Source organism: bacterium (assembly GCA_035549195.1).
GTDB lineage: Bacteria > Oederibacteriota > Muellerivitia > Muellerivitales > Muellerivitaceae > DASZRK01.
This window is the reverse complement of record DASZRK010000050.1, coordinates 1-24,791: the sequence shown is the minus strand read 5'-3', so window position 1 is coordinate 24,791 and position 24,791 is coordinate 1. Positions and strand designations below refer to the sequence as shown.

The 24,791-nt window shown below is 63.2% G+C and carries 23 protein-coding genes; 19 read left to right on the top strand and 4 right to left on the bottom strand.

What is annotated here, in order from left to right:
* Window positions 1-516: 516 nt before the first annotated feature.
* The 7 genes from VHE12_09620 to VHE12_09590 all read left to right on the top strand — a co-directional run bounded on the left by VHE12_09620 (window position 517) and on the right by VHE12_09590 (window position 9,878).
* Window positions 517-1,932, top strand: coding sequence for a methyltransferase domain-containing protein (locus VHE12_09620; protein HVZ81035.1), 1,416 nt, complete (start codon window positions 517-519; stop codon window positions 1,930-1,932).
* Complete coding sequence (locus VHE12_09615; protein HVZ81034.1) at window positions 1,925-4,621, top strand: ATP-binding protein; 2,697 nt, start codon at window positions 1,925-1,927, stop codon at window positions 4,619-4,621. The genes VHE12_09620 and VHE12_09615 overlap by 8 nt, the downstream gene beginning before the upstream one ends.
* A gap of 23 nt (window positions 4,622-4,644) precedes the next feature.
* Complete coding sequence (locus VHE12_09610; protein ID HVZ81033.1) at window positions 4,645-5,907, top strand: response regulator; 1,263 nt, start codon at window positions 4,645-4,647, stop codon at window positions 5,905-5,907.
* A gap of 7 nt (window positions 5,908-5,914) precedes the next feature.
* A complete protein-coding gene (locus tag VHE12_09605) occupies window positions 5,915-7,246 on the top strand; it encodes a sigma-54 dependent transcriptional regulator (GenBank protein ID HVZ81032.1) in 1,332 nt (443 codons plus the stop codon).
* On the top strand, window positions 7,243-7,956 hold the full coding sequence (locus VHE12_09600; protein ID HVZ81031.1) for a HAMP domain-containing sensor histidine kinase: 714 nt from the start codon (window positions 7,243-7,245) through the stop codon (window positions 7,954-7,956). The genes VHE12_09605 and VHE12_09600 overlap by 4 nt, the downstream gene beginning before the upstream one ends.
* Window positions 7,957-8,020: 64 nt before the next feature.
* Entirely contained in the window at window positions 8,021-8,605 is a 585-nt protein-coding gene (locus VHE12_09595) for a hypothetical protein (protein ID HVZ81030.1), read from the top strand.
* A gap of 181 nt (window positions 8,606-8,786) precedes the next feature.
* Complete coding sequence (locus VHE12_09590) at window positions 8,787-9,878, top strand: hypothetical protein (protein HVZ81029.1); 1,092 nt, start codon at window positions 8,787-8,789, stop codon at window positions 9,876-9,878.
* A 9-nt stretch (window positions 9,879-9,887) separates the two neighbouring features.
* Here VHE12_09590 and VHE12_09585 read toward each other — a convergent pair whose 3' ends face one another.
* Entirely contained in the window at window positions 9,888-10,640 is a 753-nt protein-coding gene (locus VHE12_09585; protein ID HVZ81028.1) for a hypothetical protein, read from the bottom strand.
* A gap of 141 nt (window positions 10,641-10,781) precedes the next feature.
* On the opposite strand from VHE12_09585, the gene VHE12_09580 reads away from it, so the two are divergent.
* Window positions 10,782-11,660 carry a substrate-binding domain-containing protein gene (locus VHE12_09580; protein ID HVZ81027.1) on the top strand — a complete coding sequence of 293 codons (879 nt, stop codon included), beginning with the start codon at window positions 10,782-10,784 and terminating at the stop codon, window positions 11,658-11,660.
* 49 nt (window positions 11,661-11,709) lie between these two features.
* Here the strand turns inward: VHE12_09580 and VHE12_09575 are convergent, their stop codons facing one another.
* Both VHE12_09575 and VHE12_09570 read right to left on the bottom strand, forming a co-directional pair.
* Window positions 11,710-12,399, bottom strand: coding sequence for an NrsF family protein (locus VHE12_09575; GenBank protein ID HVZ81026.1), 690 nt, complete (start codon window positions 12,397-12,399; stop codon window positions 11,710-11,712).
* On the bottom strand, window positions 12,396-12,956 hold the full coding sequence (locus VHE12_09570; GenBank protein HVZ81025.1) for a sigma-70 family RNA polymerase sigma factor: 561 nt from the start codon (window positions 12,954-12,956) through the stop codon (window positions 12,396-12,398). Before VHE12_09570 ends, VHE12_09575 begins: the two co-directional genes overlap by 4 nt.
* A gap of 168 nt (window positions 12,957-13,124) precedes the next feature.
* On the opposite strand from VHE12_09570, the gene VHE12_09565 reads away from it, so the two are divergent.
* Window positions 13,125-14,483 (top strand): hypothetical protein, encoded by a 1,359-nt coding sequence (locus VHE12_09565; protein HVZ81024.1) that lies wholly within the window; start codon window positions 13,125-13,127, stop codon window positions 14,481-14,483.
* Here VHE12_09565 and VHE12_09560 read toward each other — a convergent pair.
* A complete protein-coding gene (locus VHE12_09560; protein ID HVZ81023.1) occupies window positions 14,480-15,145 on the bottom strand; it encodes a peroxiredoxin in 666 nt (221 codons plus the stop codon). The two genes, VHE12_09565 and VHE12_09560, sit on opposite strands and share 4 nt — an antisense overlap.
* A gap of 281 nt (window positions 15,146-15,426) precedes the next feature.
* Between VHE12_09560 and VHE12_09555 the strand changes: the two genes are divergently transcribed.
* The 10 genes from VHE12_09555 to VHE12_09510 form a co-directional block, all read left to right on the top strand.
* Window positions 15,427-15,882 (top strand): response regulator, encoded by a 456-nt coding sequence (locus tag VHE12_09555; GenBank protein HVZ81022.1) that lies wholly within the window; start codon window positions 15,427-15,429, stop codon window positions 15,880-15,882.
* Window positions 15,883-16,186: 304 nt separating this feature from the next.
* Entirely contained in the window at window positions 16,187-17,065 is an 879-nt protein-coding gene (locus VHE12_09550; GenBank protein ID HVZ81021.1) for an STAS domain-containing protein, read from the top strand.
* 6 nt (window positions 17,066-17,071) lie between these two features.
* Window positions 17,072-17,434 (top strand): STAS domain-containing protein, encoded by a 363-nt coding sequence (locus VHE12_09545; GenBank protein HVZ81020.1) that lies wholly within the window; start codon window positions 17,072-17,074, stop codon window positions 17,432-17,434.
* Between the two features lie 2 nt (window positions 17,435-17,436).
* Window positions 17,437-17,841 carry an anti-sigma regulatory factor gene (locus VHE12_09540; GenBank protein ID HVZ81019.1) on the top strand — a complete coding sequence of 135 codons (405 nt, stop codon included), beginning with the start codon at window positions 17,437-17,439 and terminating at the stop codon, window positions 17,839-17,841.
* Complete coding sequence (locus tag VHE12_09535; GenBank protein ID HVZ81018.1) at window positions 17,826-18,464, top strand: SpoIIE family protein phosphatase; 639 nt, start codon at window positions 17,826-17,828, stop codon at window positions 18,462-18,464. Before VHE12_09540 ends, VHE12_09535 begins: the two co-directional genes overlap by 16 nt.
* On the top strand, window positions 18,464-19,558 hold the full coding sequence (locus VHE12_09530; GenBank protein HVZ81017.1) for an ATP-binding protein: 1,095 nt from the start codon (window positions 18,464-18,466) through the stop codon (window positions 19,556-19,558). Before VHE12_09535 ends, VHE12_09530 begins: the two co-directional genes overlap by 1 nt.
* A complete protein-coding gene (locus VHE12_09525) occupies window positions 19,555-19,989 on the top strand; it encodes a response regulator (protein HVZ81016.1) in 435 nt (144 codons plus the stop codon). Before VHE12_09530 ends, VHE12_09525 begins: the two co-directional genes overlap by 4 nt.
* 141 nt (window positions 19,990-20,130) lie before the next feature.
* Window positions 20,131-21,927 carry an endo-1,4-beta-xylanase gene (locus VHE12_09520; protein HVZ81015.1) on the top strand — a complete coding sequence of 599 codons (1,797 nt, stop codon included), beginning with the start codon at window positions 20,131-20,133 and terminating at the stop codon, window positions 21,925-21,927.
* 24 nt (window positions 21,928-21,951) lie between these two features.
* Window positions 21,952-22,311 (top strand): PilZ domain-containing protein, encoded by a 360-nt coding sequence (locus tag VHE12_09515; GenBank protein HVZ81014.1) that lies wholly within the window; start codon window positions 21,952-21,954, stop codon window positions 22,309-22,311.
* A gap of 182 nt (window positions 22,312-22,493) precedes the next feature.
* The coding region (locus VHE12_09510; GenBank protein HVZ81013.1) for a tetratricopeptide repeat protein at window positions 22,494-24,791 on the top strand (2,298 nt) is incomplete at its 3' end.

Sequence of the window (24,791 nt, the reverse complement as noted above, 5' to 3'; positions counted from 1 at the left end):
GGGGGCGGGCCTTTTCTTTTGGGGCGGGCGGGTCCGGGGTCCCGCTCCACATTTCACTTCGAATTAACGGCCGAATGCAAAACCGGACGGAATTAGGGCGGTTTTCGGCCGATCGTGAAAAAAGCCGAAATCCGCAATTTAATCCGTTTTCCTGACCGCTTAAAATGCCAGCAATGATGTTGGCGACCCTCGAGCCGCGCATGGAGTGCCCTGAATCTTTCTTTCGGCGACCTGGCGCCCGGAAGGTATCCAAAAGGACCTTTCGAAGCGCTTTTCCGAACCTTCAAGACCTTCCATCCATGGCCTCCGAACGATCGGGCGTCGCGATCTTCCCTATCCCCAAATGTATCGTTCTTGAACGGCCCCATCGGCCGGTTTAACGCTTCGGGTCCGCCGGGCCCGAAGAGGAATTCGTTTTCCGGGCAAATGGCCCTTTTTTAGTCTGTTGGAGAAATGGTGGCCCGGGCCGGCGGGTGGCCGGTATTTTGGTGCCGGAACAAAGTTACGGAGCAGCCCATGGCGGTCGTGTTCGGGAAAGACACCTTCATCGTATGCCGCAACAGCCAAGGCACCGAGATCCGTGCCACCTCCTTGCGCCTCACCCGTTACCTGGTGGTCTTCGAGGTCTACAACCCCTACAGCATCCTGCAGTTGTCCGAGGTCCTCACCGAGTTCCGCATCTTCATGAACGAGAAGCCCGTTTATTCGGGACGGGCGGTGGTCTCCAACCTGGTCAACACCGGCATCTTCCTGGTCTGCGAGGCCAGCCTGGAGGACGCCTGGCTGGACGTGGATCTCTTCTCGCCCGTGCAGAAGGCCGAGAGCCTGGAGAGCGAGTTCGGCAAGTTCCTCAAGGAATGGGAGAAGGTCCAGGTCGTCACGCCGGACTTCAAGGTGGCCATCGCCGACATGCAGACCCTCCTGGTGGACCTGCGCCATTGGCTGGAACAGGTGGAGTTCGGCATCCGCTCCGAGCCCACGGGGGACCGCCTGCAGCGGGAGCGGGAGGTGGTCGAGCGGTTGAAGGAGCCCTTCTTCATGCGGGTGGCCGAGCTGGGCGAGCGCTTCGAGGCCATCGCCAACACCATCCCCGAGGACCTGCAACCCACCCACCGGGCCTATGGCCGCCGCCAGATCCACCCGCTCATCCTCTGCGCGCCCTTCCTCTACCGCACCTTCCAGAAGCCCCTGGGCTACGCCGGGGACTATGAGATGGTGCGCATGATCCTGCGGGACCCCCTGGAGGGGACCTCCCTTTTCGCCAAGATGATCAACTTCTATTTCTGGAACATCGCCCCGGCGGAGGCCCACCGCAACCGCATCAAGTACCTCACCGAGCGCCTGCGGGAGGAGACCCGGCGGGGGGCGGCCCTGGGCCGGAGCACCCGCATCTTCAACCTGGGCTGCGGGCCCGCCCAGGAGGTGCTGAACTTCCTCACCCAGGACGACGTGTGCGAAAGGGCGAACCTGACCCTGCTGGACTTCAACGACGAGACCCTTTCGGCCACCCAGCAGAGCATCGAGAGCGTACGGTCCCGCTTCAACCGCCGCACCCCGGTGAACCTGGTGAAGAAGTCGGTGAACCAGATCCTCAAGGAGACCATGAGGCCCGAGGAAAGGACCATGGGGAGCAACTTCGACATGATCTATTGCGCCGGGCTCTTCGATTATTTCTCCGACAAGATCTGCAAGCGCCTCATGAACCAGTTCTACGAGATGCTTGCGCCCGGCGGCCTGCTGGTGGCCACCAACGTGGATTCCTCCAACCCGGCCCGGCAGCAGATGGAATATTTCATGGAATGGCACCTGGTCTACCGCAACGCGGCCCAACTGGGCGCCCTGGCCCCGGAGAAGGCGGTCGACCACCAGGTCAAGGCCGACTCCACCGGCGTGAACATCTTCATCGAGGTCAGGAGGCCCGAGAATGGCTGAGACCTCCACCGACCTCACGCTCGACCCGGAGATCCTCGAGAACTACAAGGTCTACGACCGCCGGGTGCGCATCGACACCATCAAGCTCTTCTGCTGGCTGATCTTCACCCTCATGCCGGCGGGCTTCACCCTGGACTATTTCGTCTATCCGGACCACCTCTGGGCCTTCCTCAAGATGCGGCTGGTCTGCTCGGCCATCGTGGCGGTCCTCTGGGTGATGGTGCAGACCTCCTTCGGGCTCAAGTACTACCGGGCCCTGGGGTTCATCCTGCCCCTTTTGCCCTGTTTCTTCATCTCGCTGATGATCTGGGAGACCAACGGCGTCTCCTCCACCTATTACGCGGGCCTCAACCTGGTCATCCTGGCCATCGGCATGGTCTGCCCCTGGACCTACCAGGAGAACCTCTGGGAAGGCATGGTCATCATGGCCATGTACGTGCTGGCCTGCCTGCTCCACCCCGAGCCCATGCCCAGCTTCGGGGTGCTGTTCAACAACCTCTATTTCATCATCCTCACCCAGATCATCGTGGGGGCCTCCAGCTGGTCCCAGGGGAAGCTGCGCCTGCGGGAGTTCGCCCTGCGCTTCGAGGTGGACCGCAGCAGCCGCATGCTCAAGGAGACCAACGAGAAGCTGGTGGAGATGGACCGCATGAAGAGCCAGTTCTTCGCCAATATCAGCCATGAGCTCCGGACGCCCCTGACCCTCATGCTGGCGCCCCTGGAGGAACTGCAACGCCAGGTGCCGCCCGACCCCCAGGTGACGGAGACCCTGCGCCTGATGCGCACCAACGGGATGCGGCTCCTCAAGCTCATCAACGACCTGCTGGACCTGGTGAAGCTGGAATCGGGCCGGGTCGAGGTCAAACGGGAGCCGGTGTCCATCCCCGAGATGATCCGGGGCCTGGCCCAGTCGGTCCAGCCCGCCGCCCGGGGCCGCAAGGTCCGGCTCTCCGCCTCGGTGCCCGACGGCCTGGGCGTGGCCCTCCTGGACCGCGACAAGATGGAGAAGATCGTCCTCAACCTCCTCTTCAATTCGGTCAAGTTCACCTCCGCCGGCGGGGAAGTGGCCGTGGAGGCCACGGAGGAGGAAGGCGAACTGGTGATCCGGGTCCGGGACACGGGTGTGGGCATCTCGGAAAAGGACCTGCCCTTCATCTTCGACCGCTTCTGGCAGGCCGACGCCACGGCCCAGCGCAAGTACCAGGGGACGGGGATCGGCCTGGCCCTGGTGCGCGAATTGACCGAGGCCCAGGGCGGCAAGGTGTCGGTGGAAAGCCAAGTGGGGAAGGGGACCGTGATGACGGTGCGGGTGCCCCTGGAGCGGACGACCGAGGCCCCGGCTGAGCCCTCGGAAGGCGAGGGGGCGGGCGTCCCGGGGAGCGGGTCGGACCAATGGCTCGCCAAGCTCTATCGCCGGGCCGAGCTTTTCCCGGCCATGACCGAGGCCGCCGAGAAACCCCAGGGCTGGGAGGGGGGGTCCTCCAAGCGTCCCCGGTTGGTGCTGGCCGACGACGAGCCGGACATGCTGCGCTTCGTCAAGTCCCAGTTGGGACGGGATTACGAGATCCTGGAGGCGGTGAACGGGACGGAGGCGGTGGAGAAGACCCGCCAATACCTGCCCGAGGTGGTGGTGCTGGACATGATGATGCCCGAGAAGGACGGCATCGAGGCCTGCCGGGAGATCAAGGCCGAACCGGCGACCCGTACCATCCCGGTGCTGCTGCTGACGGCCTGGGCGGAGGAGAAGACCAAGCTGGCGGCCCTGCAGGCCGGCGCCAGCGATTTCCTCACCAAGCCCTTCTCCACCACTGAACTGCACGTGCGGGTGAAGAACCTGATCGCCTCCCACCGGACCCAATCCGAGCTCTCGCGCCAGAACCTGCGGCTGGAGTCCGCCCTGGAGCAGTTGAAGGAGACCGAGTCCTCGCTGGTGCAGAGCGAGAAGATGTCCTCCCTGGGGCGCATGAGCGCGGGCATGATCCACGAGATCAACAACCCGCTCAACTACGCCCTCTCGGCCCTGAACGTGCTCAAGGGCCTGCGGGCCAAGTGGCCCGAGGGGGAGAGGGCCAAGCTGGACGACCTGATGGCCGACATGCAGGAGGGGATGACCCGGGTCCAGCGCATCGTCAGCGACCTAAGGGATTTCACCCATCCCCACGGCCGCGCCCTGGGGCCCGTCGACCTGGAGGAGGCGCTGGCCACGGCCCTGCGGTTCCTCGGCCACGAGACCGAAAAGAACGCCCGGATCGTCCTGACAGTGCCAAAAAATCAACAAGTTTTCGCGGAGAAGAACAATTTAACCCATGTCTTTGTGAATCTGTTCCAAAATGCGCTGGACGCGATGAAGGCCAAGGACCACGGGGACGAGAAGCCGACGCTGGCCATCACGGTCGAGGAAAAGAACGGGCGGGTCCTGATCCGGGTCCGGGACAACGGGACGGGCATCGCCCCCCGGCACCTGGACAAGATCTTCGACCCCTTCTTCACCACCAAGGACGTGGGCCAGGGCATGGGGCTGGGCTTGAGCATCTGCTACCGGATCGTGAAGGACATGGGCGGCGAAATATCGGCCGCGAGCGAAGAAGGCAAGTTCACCGAGTTCACGCTGGACCTGCCGGCGCAGGCGCCATCCACGAAGGGGGCCGAGGAGGCCTCCCGGGACCTCGCCGGCCGGCAGCCATCTTGAGAGGGGCAACTTAAGGAGCGGGTATGGAGAATTTCTACGACTACAAGAAATACAAGATCCTCTACGTGGACGACGAGGAGAAATCCCTCAAGTATTTCCGGGAGATCTTCGGGGAGAAGTTCACGATCCTCACGGCCCCCAGCCCCCAGGAGGGCCTCAAGCTCCTGAACGAGAACCTGGATTCGATCGGCCTCTTCATGACCGACCAGCGCATGCCCGGCGAGAAGGGGGTCCAACTGCTGGAAAAGGCCCGCCAATCCAATCCCCGCATCATGCGGGTGCTGGTCACGGCCTATTCGGACCTGGAGACCGCCATCGACGCGGTCAATACGGGCGCCATCTACAAGTACGTGACCAAGCCCTGGGACATCCCCCAACTGGAAGTGACCTTGCGGCGCGGCCTGGAGTTCTTCATGGTCCAGTCCGAAAGGGACCAGCTGATGCGCGAGAAGATCTCCGCCCTTCATTCCATCATGATGACCGACCGCATCCTGAGCCTGGGGGTGCTGGCGGCGGGCCTGGGGCACCATATCCGTAATTCCATGGTGGCGGTGAAGACCTTCCTGGACCTGACCCCCAAGCGCATGGAGGAGGAACAGATCGACCTGAACCGCCTGCGCAATCCGGATTTCTGGAAGGATTACTACCAGAAGGTCCAGGGCCAGATGGACAAGGTCGTCTCCCTCCTGGGGGACCTGTGGGAGACCTCCAACCGGCCCCTGCCCAGCTACAACGACAAGGTCCGCCTGGACCAGGTGCTGGCGGACGCCCTCCAGGCCGCCCAGGGGGACCTGACGGCCCGGAAGGTGCAGGTGGAGAACCAAGTCCCCGGGGGGCTCCCGGAGTTGACCGTGGACAAGGCGAAGTTCCAGCGCCTCTTCGAGATGCTCCTCAAGGACGAGGCGGTGTCGCTCCCCGCGGGGTCCAAGGTCAAGATCAAGGCCTCGGTGGTCGGCCCCAAGGAAGGGCCCGCCGAGGTCCTGGTGGAACTGGAGGACAACGGACCCGGGATCCCGGAGGACGGGCTGCGGTCCCTGTTCGACCCCTTCTTCACCCGCAGCGGCAGCCCCCAGGAGTTCGGCATCTACCTGATGTCCTGTTTCTTCATCGTCTACCACCACGGCGGGCGGATCACCGTTAAGAACCGGGCGGAGGGCGGGACCCACTTCGGCCTGGCCTTCCCGGTCGCCCCGCCGACCGCGGCCGCCTTGAACGAGGAAAGGGACCTGATGGCCAAGATCCTGGTCAACGAATCGCTCTGGGAAAAGCTCCTGGCGGGGAATTGAGGGCATCATGCGCGCACACCTATTGATCGTGGACGATGAGGAGGGGGTCCGGGAATCCTTCCGGATGGCCCTCCAGGACCAATATGCCCTGACCTTCGCCGCCGACGCCCGTTCCGCCTTGAAGGAACTGAAACGCAGCGGTTTCGACCTCTGTCTTTTGGACATCATGCTCCCCGACGGGTCCGGGTTGGACCTGCTCGAACAGGTCAAACGGCGGGACCCGGACATCGAGGTCATCATGGTGACGGCGCTCCAGGGCGTCGAAACGGCCCGGACGGCCATGAAGGGCAAGGCGCGGGATTACATCACCAAGCCTTTCCGGGTGGACGACCTGTTGGAACTGATCCCCCAGGTGCTGGCACGGCGCAAGGGGACGGGGGACGCACAGACCGAGGGTCTCCTGCGGGCGGAGTGGAGGGGCGGCCTGGGCGCCGACCTGTCCGGGACGGCCCGGTCCGGCAAGGCGGTCTGGATCGTCGGTGAGCCCGGGACGGGGATCGAGGAAGCGGCCCGGGAGGTCCATCGATCCGGTCCCGGGGCCAGGGGGCCTTTCGTCCGTTTGGAATGCGGTTCGATCGGGGAAGGGGCCCTGGAGAGGGAACTGTTCGGGGTCGAGAAGAAGGGGAAGGCGTCCCAGGTCGGCAAGGTGGAGTTCGCCCAGGGCGGGTCCTTGTTCCTGGTGGACGCGGACAAGCTGCCCGAAGAACTGCAGACCCGCCTGGCCCGGGCCCTGTCCCCGCAGGCCCTGGGCCGGCCCGACGTCCGGCTGATCGCCTCGGGGCCCCAAGGACCGAAGGCCCGCACGGAAAATGGGGGGATCATCGAGGAGTTCGGCGCCCTTTTCGGCGATCCGGTGACCCTGGCCCCTTTACGGAAAAGGGCGGCCGAGGTCCCCGCCATGGTGCAGCGTTACCTGGAACGGTCCGGTTCCAAGGTCCGGGAGGCCGGGAAGGATGTGCTGGATTTCCTGGCCCGTTATCCCTGGCCCGGGAACCTGACGGAACTGGAAGGATGCCTGGAGACCATGGTCCGTTTCGCGGCCGACGGGACCTTGACCCTGGAGGACGTGCCTTTGGACATGCTGCTTAGGCAGGCGGAACTGGACCCGGCCAAGGGACCGGTCCGGCACATCCTCAAGAAGGTGAGCCGCCAGTTCGAGCGCAAATATATCCGGCGGGTCCTGGAGCGCACCCGGGGGAACCAGACCCAGGCGGCCAAGACCCTGGGGCTCCACCGCAATACCCTGATCCTCAAGCTCAAGGAACTGAAACTGGAAGCGGACTACCAGAGGATCGTGCGGACCCGCCGTGAATCCCGCGCCGGTTTCCGGCAACCGTGAGGCCCAAGGCCCGGGCCCAGAAAAGGCCCTCCCCGGAGGCCCTGGCCTTCCAGGACGCCGCCCGACTGCATGAGATCCGCAATCATTTGACGGCCTTGAGCGTTTCGGCCCAGATGTTCCCCCGCAAGAAGGACGATCCGGTCTTCCTGGGAAGTTTCGAGAAGCTCCTGACCCGGGAAACGGACCGATTGCTGGAATTGGTCCGGTGCTTCATGGATCGCACCCGTCCCGAACTGGAACCGAAGGTCCCGGTGGATTGGGGATGCCTGATGGAGCGGGTCCTGGGGCTGATGGCCCCGGTCTTCCAGGAAAAAGGAACGAAGCTCGAGACGGGCCCCCTCCCGGCGCTCAGGATCAAGGGGCGGGAATGTCAGTTGGAGAGCCTGGCCCTCAACCTGGTGCGCAATGCCCTGGAGTCGGCGGGCCGGGGCGGGACGGTCCGGATCTCGAACCGGCGGGAGGGACGGTCCCTGGAGTTCCAGGTCTGGAACGACGGGCCGTCCATTCCCCGGGAACTTTGGGAGGAGATCTTCAAGCCCTATTTCTCGACCAAGCGGGATGGGACGGGCATGGGACTGGCCATTTGCCGCTGGGTGGTGCGGAACCACGGGGGGGACCTGCGGGTCGAATCCTCCGCCGCGGGGACATCCTTCCGGGCCCGGCTTCCCCTGGGTGTGGGCCGGAAACCCAAAGGAAAGGGCCGAAAGTAAGGCCCCTTTGTAGCCATTTTTTTGGTATTTTATTCCCATCTCCTTGAGGGGGTCGTTCACGACCATGTCTCGCCGGAACTTTCCCATCCTGATCATGGCGGAGCACGGGGCTTTCCGTGAACGGTTGCGCTCGGTGGCCTGCGAACTGGGGAAGGTCTGGGAAGCGGGCGACGTCTTGTCGGCCCTGGAGACCCTGACGGTCCAACCTTTCCGGCTCCTGCTGTTGGATTGGCGGCTGATGAAGAACGAACTTCCCGCCTTTGAAAAGCTCATCGATACCCTGCAACCCGACGCCGTGCGCCTGGCCCTCTTCCAGGTCCCCCAATTGCCCCAGGTCCTGGCGGCCATGAAGTGGGGGATGATGGACGTCCTTTGGGCGGCCCAGGAGGTCCCCGATCTCCGCCGGACGATCCTGGAGGCCATGGCCCGCGAAAAAAAGGACGGGACGGCCCATCAAACCGTCACCTACCTGGCCGAGACCCTGGCGGATCACGCGGTCGGCCACCGGACCACCCTTTTCCGGGCCCGCAGGGATTTTTCCCGGGCCTTCCTCTCCCAGATCCTCAACCGCCAGGGAGTGGAACGCAACCGTCTGGCCGACGTGATGAAGGTCAGTTCCCGGACCCTCCAGCGTTATCTCGCCAACTGAACGTTCTTCCGGCCTGCCGATCCTCCTGCCAAGCCACTTTCGCCCTTTTGCCGGTTTCTTTGTGCTTTTTCCACGGCCTTTTCACGTAAAAGGCGGCCGTTCGGTAACATCGGCCCCTGCCTCCCGCTACCCAAGATCAGGGACGTCCCGTGGCGGCCCAAAACCCTTTCAGGAGACCCGCATGAGATCGAAAGCCATGGTCTTGGGAGCGATGTTGTTCGTTGGGGGGAAGGTCGGGGCTGAACCTTATTTGGCCGCTTGGAAAGGGGTCAACTGCAACGCCTGCCACGTGAACCAGACCGGCGGCTGGCTGCGGAACGATTTCGGGAAGAACTACGGGAGTTCCCTGGCCACTTTCGATTGGGAGGGGATGGAGGACGCCGTCCATGGCGCCCAAAAGGCGGTGCCGGCCCCCCTCATCGTGGGGCTCGACATCCATGAGGGTTATCAGGCGACCTTCTATCCTTCGCCGGTCACCAACCTGCACGGATTCCAGAGCGGACGCCAAGCCCTGGAGATCGGGGTTCGCGCCGACCGGGACCTGACCGGGGTGGTGGCCTATCGTTTCGACGACAACCAGACCCGCGAGCTCTACGGGCTCCTGTCCAACCTTCCCGAAGGCGGCTACGTGAAGTTCGGGAAATTCACCACGCCTTACGGGCTGGAACTGGCCGACGACAACAGCCTGGTGCGATCGGGCATCGGCCTGACCTTCGACAACCTTCCTTCCGAGGGGATCGAGGCGGGCATCTATCCCGGCCCGGGCTTCGCCAATCTCTCGGTCTTCAACGGCAACAACCTGGCGCAGTCCGAGCACGGCTTCTCGGGCAAGGCGGGCCTATGCGGCCGGGGTTACGCTTTGGGCGCCTCGTTCTGGGGTCAGGACCTGGACATGGCCCAGAAGCTGATGCGTTACGGCGCCTTCGGTTGGGGGAGCCTGGGACCCTTGGCGCTCCTGGCCGAATATGACCAGGGCTATACGGGGACGGGCGTGGGGAGCCAGGACGACTTCAAGGCCTACCATGTGAGCCTGGAGGGGGACCTGGGATTCGACTGTTATCTTCGGTTCGCGACCGAATGGCTGGATGGCAAGGCCTCCACCTTCGCCCAGGCGGGGTACCGGCATGTGGTCAGTTTCCGCTGTTACCCCGTGCATGACATGAAGTTCCAGTTGGACCTGACCCGCTTGGCCCCCGATCCCTCCGGCACCCAATACGCGAACTACGGGGCCGTGGAGGACATGGCCCTGGCCGACGCTTTCTTTTTCTATTGAGGGGGAAGGTCAGAAGGCCCGGGCCACCAGGACCTGGGTCTCTCCCGCCGGATGGTCGTTGAAGGATTCCCCGAACTCGACGAGCCACTCGCCCTCCTGGAAGGCCACCTGGGGCGTGAAGGTCCAGGACGAGTCCTGGAAAGGCGCGGTGACCGCGTAAAGGTCGGCTTCCATCTGGATGGTAAAGGGGCCGCCCAGGGAAAGGCCGCAGGCGTTATCGGCCTGCCACACGGACAGGGATTGGGGGTCGATCCCGCCCTGATAGGCGTAATTGCCCTGCACGAAGAATTTCCCCCAACGATAGCCCCCCAACAGCTTCAGGGTGAAACTGCTCCCCAGGTAACGGTAAGGGCCCAGGGGACGGGCATAGGCCCCCCCGGCCTGGAAGGCCAAGGAGCCGGCGGTCTCGCTGTCCCAGCTCCCTGAGTGGAAGGGTTCATAGCGTAGGTAAAGGCCGGTCGGCCCCAGGGCCAGGGGATATTTCCCCAGGGGCGTGTAGGTCAGGAGGTCGGGGAAATCCACCTCCAAGCCCAGTTCCTTGTCCAAGGCGAACAGTCCTTCCCCATAAAGATAGACCCAGTGGTAGGGAGAAAAGTCATTATCGAAGGTGGTCCAGAGATAAAAAGCGTTCTCGATGGAGGAGGAATCGGTCCCGATGGCGCGGATGAGCCCGGGGGTGTTCTCCTGGGCGTAGGGCCTGGACGGTAGGGAGGTCAGCAGGACGGCCAGGAGGGCGATCGGGAGGATCGAGAAAGGTCTCAAGCGTCATTTCCTTGGATGTGGGATGGCCTTCCGCCCACAAACTTTATCGCCGAAAGGGGTCGGGGGCAACCTGAGGGGGCCTTTTTACGTTCCGGAAAGCCGATATACTTGGAGAGCGCAGGCCATTCGACCGAGGTGATCATGCGGCGTCATTTCCGTTTCCTCTTTTTAACGCCTTTCTTCTTCCTCCTGGCTTGGGGCCACGAGGGGCCCCGGGTCTTGGTCCGGGTGGTCGGCGGGGAACACCCTTCGATCCTCCTGGATCGTATCAAGTCCGCGCTGGGTTCCCAGAACGCTTCCTTGGCGGAGGGGTCCCAGCAAGCCCAGGCGGTGGTCTTCGCCGGCGAGGTCCGGGAGGAAGTCCGCGCGATGGAAAAAGGGATCCCGGTCCTGTCCCTTCACCGGCCCCTTCCCGGCGGTCCCCAGGATTTCCTGATCGCCTATGATCCCCGAAAAGAGGGCGAGGCCCAAGCGAAAGGGGTCCTCGCCCGTGCTCCCCAAGGTCTTTATCTTTTGGCCGGAACGGCGGGAAAGGACTGGTTCCGTCAGGAGTTCCGGGAAGGCCAACGGGGGGCCCTGAAGGCGGCGGTCGCCCGGGGGGATATCCGTCTCAGCACCCGGTCCCGGGACCTTTCCAAGGCGGCGGCGGTCCTGACCTTCGGGGGCGCGGATGCGCAGGATTGGGCCGGGAAGATCGCCCAAGCGGGGCAAAAGGACCGGATCGTCCTGGGGACGGTGGGCCAGGATCTGGGGACCTGCCGCGCCATCGCCTCCGGCCGGCCCTGGGTGAGCGTTTACGAATCCCCCGTCAAATTGGCCGAGGAAGCGGCCTACCTGGCGGTCAAGGCCGCCCGGAAGGCCAAGACCTTCGATTGCCAATTCGTGGAAGTCCCCCATGGAAAAGGGACGGTCCGGACGGTCCTTTTGACCCCGAAGGTTGTGGATGCCTCGAATTTGGAAAGAACGGTCATCCAAGATGGGGTTTGGACCAGGGAAGAGGTCTTCGGAGGGGTGAAGTGAGTATCGGGCCGTTCCCCGCAATGACAACTTAGGCCTGAGGACAAAAAGCCTATTTCCGCCACCTCGAGAACCAATAGCTCCCCAGCCAGATAGGCACGAAGATCAGGGCCAGCATGGGCAGGAGATGATCCACCAGGATGTGGCAGGTCTGCCAGCGGGCGCAATGCATCTGGATGGTCCCCGTTCCTAATAGGAAAGAAGAGGCCCCCAGCCAGGTCCCCGTCCAACCCGGATGAAAGGAAGCGTTCCCCGAGGCCAGGAACCCCAGCAGGACCCAGGAAGGGATGGCGACCAACACCACCGTGCGGGCGCAGAACCACCCGTCGGACCAGTTGGTGGTCCAGACCTCGGCCAGGCTGTCCTGCCCGAAGAACAGGAAGGGAAGGGCGAAGAGGACCAGGACCAGCAGGAGCGTGACGGTCTTGGCGATCGGCCCCGGTTCCCGGCCGGGAAGGCTGGAAGCGATGCCCATCCAGGCGCAGACCCCCGAAAGCAGGAAGGCCAGGGCGAGGAAACCGCCGGAGGCGGGCTCCTGGAGCCGGTCCACGATCTCGAATTGGGGTCCGATCAGGCTCAGGACGAAGGCCGAGACCCCCGCCGCGAAGACCAGCCAGACCAGCCACTGGACCCACAGGGAAGGGACCGGGCGCCGGGGGCGGTTCCCGGCCACGAGTTTTTCCACCAGGAGCCTTTGGGCCTGGGAGAGGGAAGCCTGGTTGTGGGAGGATGGACGCGTCATTTTTTCTTTTTGTCCTCGGCGATCAAACGTTTCCTTAAAAGCCCGTAACCCCGGTGCGCCCGGACCCTCAGCGCGATCTTCGTGATCCCCAGGCGCCTGGCGGCCTCTTCCACGCTCAGGCCCTGGAACTTCAGCAATTCGACGGCCTGCCGGTTGTCCTCCGGGAGCGCCTGCAGGGCCTCCTGGAGCCGGTCGTCCAGGCCCCCTTCGGCGAAGTCCTGGGCCGCCACCTCGGGCAGTTCCTCCATGGGGATCTCCCGCACCTTGATCCGCCGGTTCTTCTGGAGCGCCGACCAGATGGCGTTGCGCACCACCGTGAAGAACCAGGGCGGGAAGGGAAGCTCGGGCCGGTAGGTGTGCTTGGCCTTATGGAAGGTCAAGAGCACCTCTTGGACCACATCCTCCACGTGTTGCTGGTCGAAGACCCTCTTCCGGACGAAGTTCAGGACCAAGGGGCCCATTTCGGTCAGGAGGCGTTCGTAGGCCGCCTGGTCGCCCTTCTGGGTGAGCCGCATCATCTCGGTCCAGGAAGGCCAGGGGTCTTTTTGGAAGTCCAAAGGCCTTCTCCTTGCTCCCTATATAGTGGGCCTATGCGGCTTTTGTTACCGTGAAACCTTGTCACGGCCCCTTATCCCGGGATCGACGGCCGGGTCATTATAAGCCACTCCTTTTGGAAGGCGTTGGGCGGCACTTCCTAAGGGTTTATAGTGATTTGGGCGGCGGGGATGCCCCAGCGCGGCCCTTTTTCGAACGTTCCGGATACCACCCAGGAAACCATGTACCTTCTTTTTTCGGGCGCCAGCCTCAAGATCGCGCGGAACCTCATCCGGGTCACGGGGACCCATGGGACCTGGGAGACCCTGCGCCGGCAGAGCACCTCCAAAGCCACGCCCCGTTCTTTCTGGAAAGAGGTGCTGGGCCTGAGCGTTTGCAACCTCGCCCAGACCATGTTGGAGGGTTCGGCGGACCGGGAACTGGACCCGGAGGACCGCCAGGACATCCTGGAGGATTTCGTGATGGAGATCCTTCGGCAGGAAAAATGGTTCCCGGACCAGGACGGGGCCGAAAGGATGGAGCTTTGCCTGGAAGTGCTCCAGGTCGCCGAAAGGTTGACGCCCCACTTCAGCCGGACCCGTGTGGCCCAGGGTTTGAAGCCGCGTCCGGAGGCGGTCCGGGATGTCCTTTCGGCGCTGGAGCTCGGCTCCGAACAGGGTCTGCTGGACGCCTTGAACCGGTCGGTCGAGGAGCAGCATCAAAGGTTCCTGGCTTATCTGAAGGACCTTCTCGAGCCTTTGCCCCTGGAGGAGGATGGACCGGCCGGGCCGGAGGTCCTTTCCGGAGAGGGACCGGCTCCGGTGACAGAACCGACGCCGGTCCCGGAAGAGGACCGTCCGGATCTTCTCCTTTCGGCTCCGCTCCCGGAAGAAGTCCCTGCCGGGCAGGAAGAACCGGTCCAACCCGAAGAACTGTCCCCGATCCCGGAGGCGATCCCTGGGATGGAGCCCGCTCCGTCCACCCTGTCCGTCGATCTGGATGCGTTGACGGAGACACCTTGGACCGGGTTGCCGGTCGTGGGGGAGAGTCCTGCCCCGTCCTTCGAGGGGTCGGCGACGGGGATGGAGCCGTTCCCGCAGGGGGAACCGGCCCAGGAACCCTTGACCCCACAGGTCCCGGAGGATCCCGGGGAGAGCACCGAAACTTCGGCGGGGACCGATCCCGGACCGGTCCTGGAACCGGCCGTGGAAACCGTGATCCCCCCATCCCCCTTGGACCTCTCGGTCCAGCCGATCCTCCGGCCCAGGACCTCCATCAGCCGGTCGGTGGACCCCCAAAAATTGGCGAAGGTCCTGGAATACCTCATGTCCACGGGGGATATGCCGTTACCCCCCGCGCCAGCGGCGCCCGGGGCCGACGCGGCCCCGACGGGGAGCCTTGAAAGCCCGCCGGAAACGGGGACGGCCATGGAAGGGCATGGGGATATAGGAATGGATGCGGGAGAGGTGGAGCCGAACGACGGGAGGGAGGGCCTCCCCGGTCCCCCCTCCCCCTTATCCGGGGAAGAGGGATCTCCGGAAACCCCTTAATCCGGCGGGCCGTCCCTGGAAAGGGCCATGTCGGGCTGGGGAGTGAGGCGCAGGTAAGGCCGGACCTTCCGATACCCCATGGGGAACCTTCGGCGGATCTCCTCTTCGTCCGTCAGGGTCGGGAGGATGACCACGTCCTCACCCCGCTTCCAGTTGACGGGCGTGGCCACCAGATGCTGATCCGTCAATTGGAGGGAATCGAGGACCCGAAGGAGCTCGTCGAAGTCCCGGCCGGTGGAGGCCGGATAGGTCAGGTGGGCCCGGAGCCTTTTTTCGGGATCGATGAAGAAGACGGTCCGGACCGTGGCGCTGGCCAGGACCTCGGGATGGATCATGTCATAAAGTTCGGCGACCTTGCGTTCCTTGTCCGCCAGGATGGGGAACCGGACCTGGGCCCCCTGGGTCTGCTCGATGTCCTGGATCCATTCCCGGTGCCGGACCAGGGGATCGACCGAAAGGGCCAGGAGCTTGGTCTTCCGCTTTGTGAATTCATCCTCCATCCGGGCGGCCATCCCCAGTTCGGTGGTACAGACGGGGGTGAAGTCCGCGGGATGGGAGAAAAAGACCACCCAGGAGTCCCCCGCCCAATCATAGAATCGGATGGGGCCTTGGGTGGATTCTTGCTTGAAGTCGGGGACCTTGTCCCCTAGATGCAATTTCATGGCATCCTCCTTGATCGCCTAAGTGTGTTCCTTGGATCCCTCCTTGAACTTGAGTGGACCTTCTTGGACCTTTAACCTAAGGACGGAGCTTCCGAAAAGTCCACCGGGGGCGGGATGGAAAACGATTTTGGAAAGCCGACATCATCGGCTTTTTCCGGGGATGGTTGACGATTACCCGGCGATCGCCCGTTGCCCAAAAAACTACGTTCCGCAAAAGGCGGGAAGGTTTAAAATAGGTCCGATGGTTCGACGGACAAGTCTCCGATCCCTAGGGGGGCCTCATGATCCATAGAACGAAGGTGGCGGGTCGTATCCTGGAAGTGCTCCAGATCGAGGATAACAAGGCCGATACGGCGCTTCTGAAACAGGTCCTGAAGGGCGCCGGGTTCCCGGTGCATTTGAGCAGTGTGGAGAACGGGGAGGAGGCCATGTCCTTCCTCCGTCAACAAGCCCCTTATTCCCAAAGCCCCCTGCCGAACGTCATCCTGCTGGACCTTCAACTGCCCAGGAAGGATGGATTGACGGTCCTGACGGAGATACGCCGGGAACCGGAATGGGCCCGCCTGCCGATCATCATCTTCACCAGTTCGGAGAGCGACCTGGACAAGGAATGGTCCGGGCGATTGCGGGCCGACCATTTCCTGGTGAAACCCCTGGAACTGGACCATTACGGACCGCTCCTGAAGGTCCTGCGGGAATATTGGCTCAAGTCCTTCCGGGAAAGACCCCTGGCCTGATCCGGGGGTCCGCCGGTCCCGGCCCAACACCCTTTTCCTTCCCCGCGCAAGCCCCCTCCCGCCTTTTTTAGGAACCGTTTACCTTTTTGTCGCCTTTCCTCCCCTGAAGAATTCCACCGCGAAGTAAGGCATTTCGCCCCGGCGAAATGCCGGACCCTGCTTGCATTCATTTTTTTCAGGTCCTTAGACTCGAACTAGGCCCATCCGTGCGGGCCGCCGTTGGATCTTGTTCGGCCCCCAGGGGCAAGGAGGACCTATGGAAAAGGACAAAGCCAAGAGCGTCGCGCAGGGGACGGGTGCGGTCATGCCCGGGGCCCTGCCCGAAGCGACCGCGGTCCTGCTGAGGGAACTGGTGGCGCACCTTCGGCAGAACCGCACCCAACTCCGCGAGGAGTGGGTCCGCCGCATCATCGAAGCGAAGCTCCTGATGGCCATGACCAAGGAGGAGATCTTCGCGGAGGCCACCTCGGTCTATGACAACTACGTGGAGGTGCTGGAGTCCGGTTCGGTCGAGGCCCTCCAGGCCTATGCCCGCAACCTCTCGGAACGCATCATTCCCCGGGGCGTGGAGACCCAGGAGGTCCTGGGGATCGTGCTTCTGTTGCGCGACGTGCTGGCCCGGTCCCTTTTCGGGAAATACCAGGCCGACCTGGGATTGCTGAACCGGGTCCTGGACGCCTACGAACCCGCCGCCAACCGCATCGCCAATACGGTGGGCGTGGGGTTCGTCCAGGAACGGGAGCGCATCATCCGGCAGCAGCAGGAGGCCATCCGGGAGCTGTCCACCCCGGTCCTCCAGGTGCGCGAGAGGCTCCTCATCCTTCCGATCATCGGCGTCATCGATTCCCAAAGGGCCCGCCAGGTCACCGAGCAGTTGCTGCGGGGGATCCGGTCCAACCGCGCCAAGGTGGTGGTCATCGACATCACGGGTGTGCCGGCGGTGGACGCCACGGTGGCCAACCACCTGGTGCAGACGGTGGACGCTTCCCGCCTGATGGGGGCCAGCGTGATCGTGACGGGCCTTTCCTCCGAGATCGCGCAGACCCTGGTCACCATCGGGGTGGACCTGGGCAAGATCAACGCGGTCGGGGACCTGCAGGGCGGCATCGAGGAGGCCGAACGCCTGCTGGGCTACAAGGTCATCATCACCGAGAGCACGCCCACCGACCAGAAGCCGGCCTGAGGCCTCATGCGCGTCCCGATCCATAAGCAAGGGGGTTACCTGATCGCCGCCATCCAGGCGGCCCTGACCGACGCGGACCTGCTCCAACTGCAGGACGACCTGTCCAGCAAGGTGGGGCAGTTCCGGTCCCGGGGGGCCATCGTGGACGTCACGGCGCTGGACGTGATGGATTCCTTCGCGGTGCGGACCCTGCGCTCCATCGCCCACATGCTGCGGCTCCGCGGGGCGGAGACGGTGATCGTGGGGATCCAGCCTGAGGTGGCCTTCGCCATGGTCCAGTTGGGCCTGACCCTGGAGGACGTGGCCACCGCCCTGGACCTGGAGGAGGGCCTGGCCTACCTGGAGTCGCTTTCCGGGGGCGGCAAGTGACCATGGTCCGGGATATTGCCGTTCCCATCGCCTCGGACGTGGACATCGTCAGCGCCCGGGAACAGGGACGGGCCCTGGCGGAACGGATCGGCTTTTCCCAGGTCGAGCGGACCGTCATCGCCACGGCGATCTCGGAGATCGCCCGGAACATCGTGGAACACGCCAAGAAGGGGAACATGGTCCTTTCCCCCTGCCAACACGGGTCCCGGGTCGGGATCCAGATCATCGCCACCGATGAGGGGCCCGGCATCCCCGACGTGTCCCGGGCCATGCAGGACGAGTATTCCACCGGGAAAGGGTTGGGCCTGGGGCTTCCCGGCTCGAAACGTTTGATGGACGAGTTCGAGGTGCAGTCGAACGTGGGAAAGGGAACGGTGGTGACCATGCGCAAATGGCTTCCCCTATGACCGAGGGCGTCTGCGGGTCGGTGGAATGGGGGGTGGCGGTCCAGGCCATGCCCGGGGAGAAGGAATCGGGCGATACCTTCGTCGTGAAGGGATTCCCCGGAGGGGTCCTGGCGGCGGTCGTGGACGGCCTGGGCCATGGATCGGAAGCGGCCCTCGCGGGACGGACGGTCGCCGCAGCCCTGTCGGATTTCTCCCAGGATTCGGTCATCACCATCTTCCGCCGCTGCCACGAATCCGCCCAGAAGACCCGCGGGGTGGTGATGAGCCTGGCCTCCTTCCGGGAATCGGATTCCACCGTGACCTGGGCCGGCGTGGGGAACGTGGAAGGGGTGCTCTTCCGGGCGGACCCGAACGCCAGCCCCCCCGCCGAATACCTGTTGTTGCGTTCCGGGGGGGTCGGGTTCAATTTGCCCGAGTTGAGGGCCACGGTCATCCCGGTCTTCCCGGGGGACACGCTGGTCCTGGCCACCGACGGGCTGCGGAGCAATTTCTCGTTGGCGGTGCTCCAGAACTTCAATGAAAAGCCCCGGACCATCGCCGAAAGGGTCCTGGCCCTGAACCGCAAAGGGACCGATGACGCCCTGGTCCTTGTGGCCCGCCTCAAGGGCGGGAGCCCCCCGTGATGGCGCTCTCTTGGCAGGAAAAGTATTTCCAGGCGCTGTCCCGGTTCCTGGAGACCCGGGAAGAAGGGGGGCTGCGGGAAGCCTATGAGCTCGGCCGGCGGGCCCTCTCCGAGGGGACCGGGCTTTTGGACCTCGTCACTTTCCACCACGACGCGGCCGCCCGTTTGGCCCCCGGGCGGGGCGGCGGGGCTGGGGCCCAACCGGCGGCCGCCTTCCACCGGGAAGCGCTCTCGCCCTTCGAGATGATCCAACGGGGTTACCGGGAGACGGTCCAGATGCTCCGCGCCAGGGCGGAGGAACTGCGGGAATCGAACGGGAAGTTGAACGAATTGAACGCGTCGTTGGAGGAACGGGTGGCCGAGGGCGTGAGGACGGCCGAACGGCGGGCGAAGGAATTGGCCCGGGTGAACGGCGAATTGCAGCAGTTCGTCCTGGTGGCTTCCCATGACCTCCGGGAACCGCTCCGGATGATCGTCGGGTTCGTCCAACTGCTGGAGAAGCGGTTCCCGGAGAAACTGGACGAGACCTCGCGGGAGTACATCCATTTCGCGGTGGACGGGGCCCATCGGATCCAGCAACTGATCGAGGATCTGCTGGCTTATACGCGCATCGGAGGGACCCAACTGACCCCCAAGGGGACGGACCTGGGCGAGGCGCTGGGCGAGGCCTTGCTGAACCTGAAATTGTCCCTGGAGGAAACGGGGGCGGAGGTGAGGGTCGATCCCCTGCCGTTCGTCATGGCCGACCGGAGCCTGATGGTGTTGATCTTCCAGAACCTGATCGGCAACGCCGTCAAGTTCCGGGGAACGGAAAAACCACGGGTGCGGGTCTATTCCTGGGAGGAGGGCGGGAAATGGGTGATCGCGGTCCGGGACAACGGGATCGGGATCGATCCCCGGTATTCGGAGAAGATCTTCGAGGTCTTCCAACGCCTGCATAGCCGGGATGAATACCCGGGGACGGGGATCGGACTGGCCCTGTGCCGGAAGGTCATCGAACAGCATGGGGGGCGGATATGGGTGGGGTCCTCCCCGGGAAAGGGTTCGGTCTTTTACTTCACCTTGCCGAAGGACATGGAAAGGAGCGCGTCATGACGGTATTGGAAAGATGGTGGGTGAAGACCCCCGAGGTCCTCTTGGTGGAGGACAACCTGGGGGATGTGGCCTTGCTCAAGGAGATCCTGAAGATGATGGCCCGTCCCATCCATTTGAAGGTCGTACGGAACGGGTTGGACGCGCTCTCTTTCTTGGGCCGGGAAGGGATCTTCTCGGGGCAACCGGAACCCGACATGATCCTCTTGGACCTGAACCTCCCCAAGCTGGACGGGCGGGAATTGCTGGTGCGCATCAAGGGGGACGGCCGGTGGAGCCACATCCCCGTCATGGTCCTGACCTCTTCCATGGAGGCCAGGGATATCCGGGAAGTGTTCCGCTTGAAGGCCGAATATTTCATCCCGAAGCCGATGGACCTGGAGCACTGCGTGGTGCTGGTCAAACGGATCGAGGATCTTTTCAAGGGAACGTAAAAGAAAACGCTTCCAAAAGGTCCGGGTCTTGGCCCGGGAGGGGATGACCGACAGGGCCGCCGGTGGCCATCAAAAATACGTCGACTTGTCAGGGGAAAATCCCTATAAAAGGGAGTCTCCATTCCTGATCGAGGGCATCCCATGAAAAGCAAGCTCCTGCCGTTCCTGGTCCCGTTCCTTTTCCTCGTCCTGGCCGTTCCGCTCCGGTCCCAAGAGGTCCCGTCGGGTGGGGAATCGCTCTTCGCCAAGCCCGCCCTGGAGGCCATCCAACTCAACGGGGAAAAAGGGAAACTGGAAAGGGTCGCGGTCACCGGGCAGGCCTTCCACGAAGCCCTCCAGCTGACCACCCTGGAGGCCACGCAGGATCCCTGGGGGGTCCAGGTCGACGCTCCGGTGGATTTCCCGGTCCACCAGGGCGATGTGGTCCTGGCCCAGTTCTGGATGAAATCCGACGCGAGCCACGTGGAAAGCGGCGAGGCCCAGAGCGAATTCGTGTTCGAACGCTTGGGCGATCCCTGGACCAAGTCGGTCAGTTTCAACCTCTCGGTCGGGCCCCAATGGCGCCTTTTCAACATCCCCTTCACCGTGGTCGAGGACCTGGAAAAAGGGAAGTCCCACATCTGTTTCCGGATGGGTTATCGCCCCCAATCCTTCGAGTTGGCGGGATTCAAGCTCCTCAACTATGGGAAGAAGGTCGCCCTTTCGGCCTTGCCGCAGACCCAGTTGGTCTATGGCGGGATGGAGGCGGATGCCCCTTGGCGCAAGGCCGCCCAAGAAAGGATCGAGCGGATCCGCAAGGGCGACCTGAGGGTCGTCGTGAAGGACGCGAAGGGCCGGCCGGTCCCCGGCGCCCAGGTGCGGGTCGAGATGGAACGGAATGATTTCGGTTTCGGCACCGCGGTGGTGGCCCAAAAGCTGGCCCTGGCGACCCCCGAGAACGATCGTTATCAGAAAGAGGTCGAACGGCTCTTCAACCGGGTGGTCTTCGAGAACGACCTCAAATGGGGGCCTTGGGAGGACGGCGCCTCCAACAGCGGCTACTGGCGCCGGGACTACGTGAAGGGGGCCATGGCCTGGCTCTCCAAGCGGGACTTCGACGTGCGGGGCCATAACATGGTCTGGGGAACCTGGCGTTACCTGCCCCCCGAGGTCAAGGCCCTTTCTTCGGACAAGAAGGCCTTGGAGGCGAAGATCGAGGAGCGCATCGCCGATGTGGGCGGCGCCATGAAGGGTCAACTGGTGGAGTGGGACGTGGTCAATGAACCGGTCCCGGAACATGAATTGACCGACATCCTGGGACGCTCGGCCATGGTCACTTGGTACCAGGCGGCCCGCAGGGCCGATCCCAAGGCGGTCCTTTTCGTGAACGACTATCCCGGTCCGGATACCATCGGGCACCTGGAATCCTACGATCAGACGATCGCCTTCCTGCTCCAGGAGGGAGCCCCCCTGGGGGGCGTGGGACTTCAAGGACATGTGGGATCCTCGCCCTGGTCCATCCCGGCCCTCTTGTCCACCTTGGACAAACTGGGAGCGCACGGATTGCCGGTGGAGATCACCGAGTACGATACGGACATCGCGGACGAAGAGTTGGACGCCAGGTTCCTGGGCGACTTTTTGACGGCGGTCTTCAGCCACCCTTCGGTGAACGCCTTCCTGATGTGGGGGTTCTGGGACGGGGCCCATTGGCACCACAAGGCTCCCTTGTTCAAGGAGGATTGGACCGAGAAGCCGGCGGGTAAGGTCTACGAGGACCTGGTCCTCCATCGGTGGTGGACCCGGGAAGCGGGCAAGACCGATGGACAGGGGGACTATCAGGTCCGGGGTTTCCTGGGCGATTACAAGATCGTGGTCCTGGACGGAAGGACCGAAGTGACCCAACGGGTCCACTTGGTGAAACAGGGCGCCCGCGTTGAATTCACCTTGAAGCGTCCCTAAAAGGGCGCGCGCATCGGGAGTTCCATGTCCGACCATCGATCCTTTCTTGAAAAACGCGTCCATTCCCGCGTGGCGGTGAAGATCCCCGTCCAGTTCCACCCGGTCACCGACCCTAAGGAATTGAAAAAGCTCCGGGGGTCCACCGGCCTGGCCCGGGACCTCAGCCTGGAAGGGATGTACCTGAAAACGCCGGGAAAGGCGCAAAAAGGGGACATCCTCCGGCTCGATATTTCCCTTCCCATGAAACCCCGCCGACAACTCTTCGCTTTTGCCGAGGTGGTTTGGGTCCGCGAAACGGGAGCTGGCCTGAAGTTGTTATTGATGCCTTCGGAAGACCGGACGGCACTTCAGGAATTCCTGGATAAAGATCCTGCCCAACATTAACGCTCTCTTCCTTCCGGGGCCCACCTTCTTTTCTTCTTGGCCTCTCCCCTAAAACGTTAAAAAAGGCCAATTTCTTGAGAAAGCCTGGGGCCGATGTTATAGTGAAACCACATTTTTTCATGACATTTTGAGGTTTTATGAGCTCTGCTCCGGCCGGTGGGGACAAGAAAAATATAGTCAAAATGGCCTATATCTATTTCCAGGAAGGTCGCTGGGATAAGGCCGTCGAAGAATATAAGAAACTGATCGCCCTGGACCCTGAGGACATCAATACCCACAACATGTTGGGTGACGTTTACGTGAAAAAGGGCGCCGCCCGCGAAGCCTTCGAGGAATACAACAAGGTTTCCTCCGATTTCACGTCCCGCGGCCAGACGGACAAGGCCGCCATCGTCAACAAGAAGATCGCCGCCCTCGATCCGGCCCTCCTGACCCCTGAAGCCCAAAAGAAACAGAACCTCATCAAGCAGACGCTCAAGGCCGAAGTGGCGATGGAAGAAGGGGACATGGAGACGGCCATCGAGGCCTTGAACGAGGTCCTTAAGCTCGACTCCGAGAACCTGGGCGCCTTCTACAAGCTGGGCGAGCTTTTCGAAAAGAAGGGCCAGGTCCAGGAGGCCGTCAAGCAATACCAGATGCTGGGGAATGCCTTCCTGAAGAACCGTCTCTATAAAAAGGCCCAGGAGCTTTTCGCCAAGGTCGTGGCCCTGGATCCGTCCTCCACCGAAGCCCACGCCAACCTGGCCTCCCTTTATGTCAAACAAGGGTCCGAGGGTGACGCCAAGAAGGAATACCTGAACGCCGCCGAACAGGCCCTGTCCACCGGGGACCTGGAGAACGCGAACCAATACGCGGCGAAAGCCGTGGAGCTGAAAAGCATCGAGGCCCACTATGTGCTGGGGGTCGTGCTTTATCGCCGGCAGCAACTGTCCGAGGCCAAAACGGAATTCGAGAGCCTCCTGCGCTTCAAGATCAACCATGTCGGCGCCCTGATCCACCTGGGCAAGATCCTTTTGGAGCAGAATTCCACGGACAAGGCGGCGGAGAACATCCAGAAGGCCCTGAAGATCGAAAAGGACAATTCCATGGCCCAGGAGGCCTGGGTCGAGGTCTGCCTCAAGAAAGGGAACAAGGCCGAAGCCGCCGCGACCCTGAAGACCCTCCTGGAAAGATACATCGCCAAGGACCAGCAGGCCAAGATCATCGAAACGGCCCGCTCGCTCATTTCGTTGGACGAGACCAATACGGCCGCTTACCGGCAATTGGCGGAAGCGTTGGAGAAAACAGGGGACAAGAAGGCCGCCGCCGACGCCCTCTTCAAGCTGGTCCTTTATTTCGAGAAGGCGGATAAAAAGGACCAGGTGGGGGATGTGGTCCGCAAGGTTTTGGAGCTCGACCCCTCGAATTCGGAAGCCCAAAAACGCCTGATCGGGTCGGTGGTCGCCCAGGCGCCGGCCCCCGCGCCCGCCCCGGCGAAACCGTCCCCGGCCGTCCCCCAGCCGCCGGCCGGGGTGATCGACCTGGAACAGGAGATCGTCAAACCGCCCCTGGCCCCGGTCCCCACCAAACCGGCCCCGGTCCCGGCCGCGGCCCCACCGGTGGAAAAACCGAAGGCCGCCGCGGTGGAATTGGATCCGCAGGACGAGCTGACGGACCAGCTTTCCATCGCCGAGAACTACATCAAGCAAGGAATGGTCGAGGAGGCCATCGAGATCTACCAGCAATTGTCGGAAGCCCATCCGGACCATCCGGAGATCCGGGCCAAGTTGAACCAGGCCTACACCGCCTACGTGAAAACAGGGGAAGGGGTCATCGACGCCCTGGAGGCGGAGAAGAAGGCCAAGGAAGAGGAAGAGAAGCGGCTGAGGGCCGAGATGGAAAAAAAGGCGCGGGAGGAAGCGGAAAAGCAGGCCCGGGCCGAGATCGAAAAGAAGGCGCGGGAGGAAGCGGAGAAGAAGGCCCGCGAGGAGATCGAGCGGAAAGCGCGCGAGGAAGCCGAGAAGCGCATCCGGGAGGAAACGGAGAAAAAGATCCGCGAAGAGACCGAACGCAAGATCCGCGAGGAGAGCGACCGGAAGGCCAAGGAAGCCGCCGACCGCCAATCCCAGGAAGAGGTCCTGCGGAAGGCCAAGGAAGAGATCGAACGCAAGGTCCGGGAAGAGTTCGAGCAAAAGGCACGGAGCGAGGCCGAACGGAAGTCCAAAGAGGAAACGGACCGGAAAAAGGCCTCCGCCGCCCAGGATACGGCCACTTCCCGTACGCCCCCGCCCTCCAAAGGGGACGCGCTGGAGGACAACAAGGACGAGTTCATGACCATCGCGGTGGCCGATATCTACGTGCGCCAGCAGATGTACGAAGAGGCCGTCAAGATCTACCGCCGGATCCTTCAAATGGACCCCGACAACCTCGAGGCCCGCAAGAAACTGGGGGATGCGGAGAACCTGCTCAAGGCCAAGACGGGCGCCCCGTCCACGACAGCC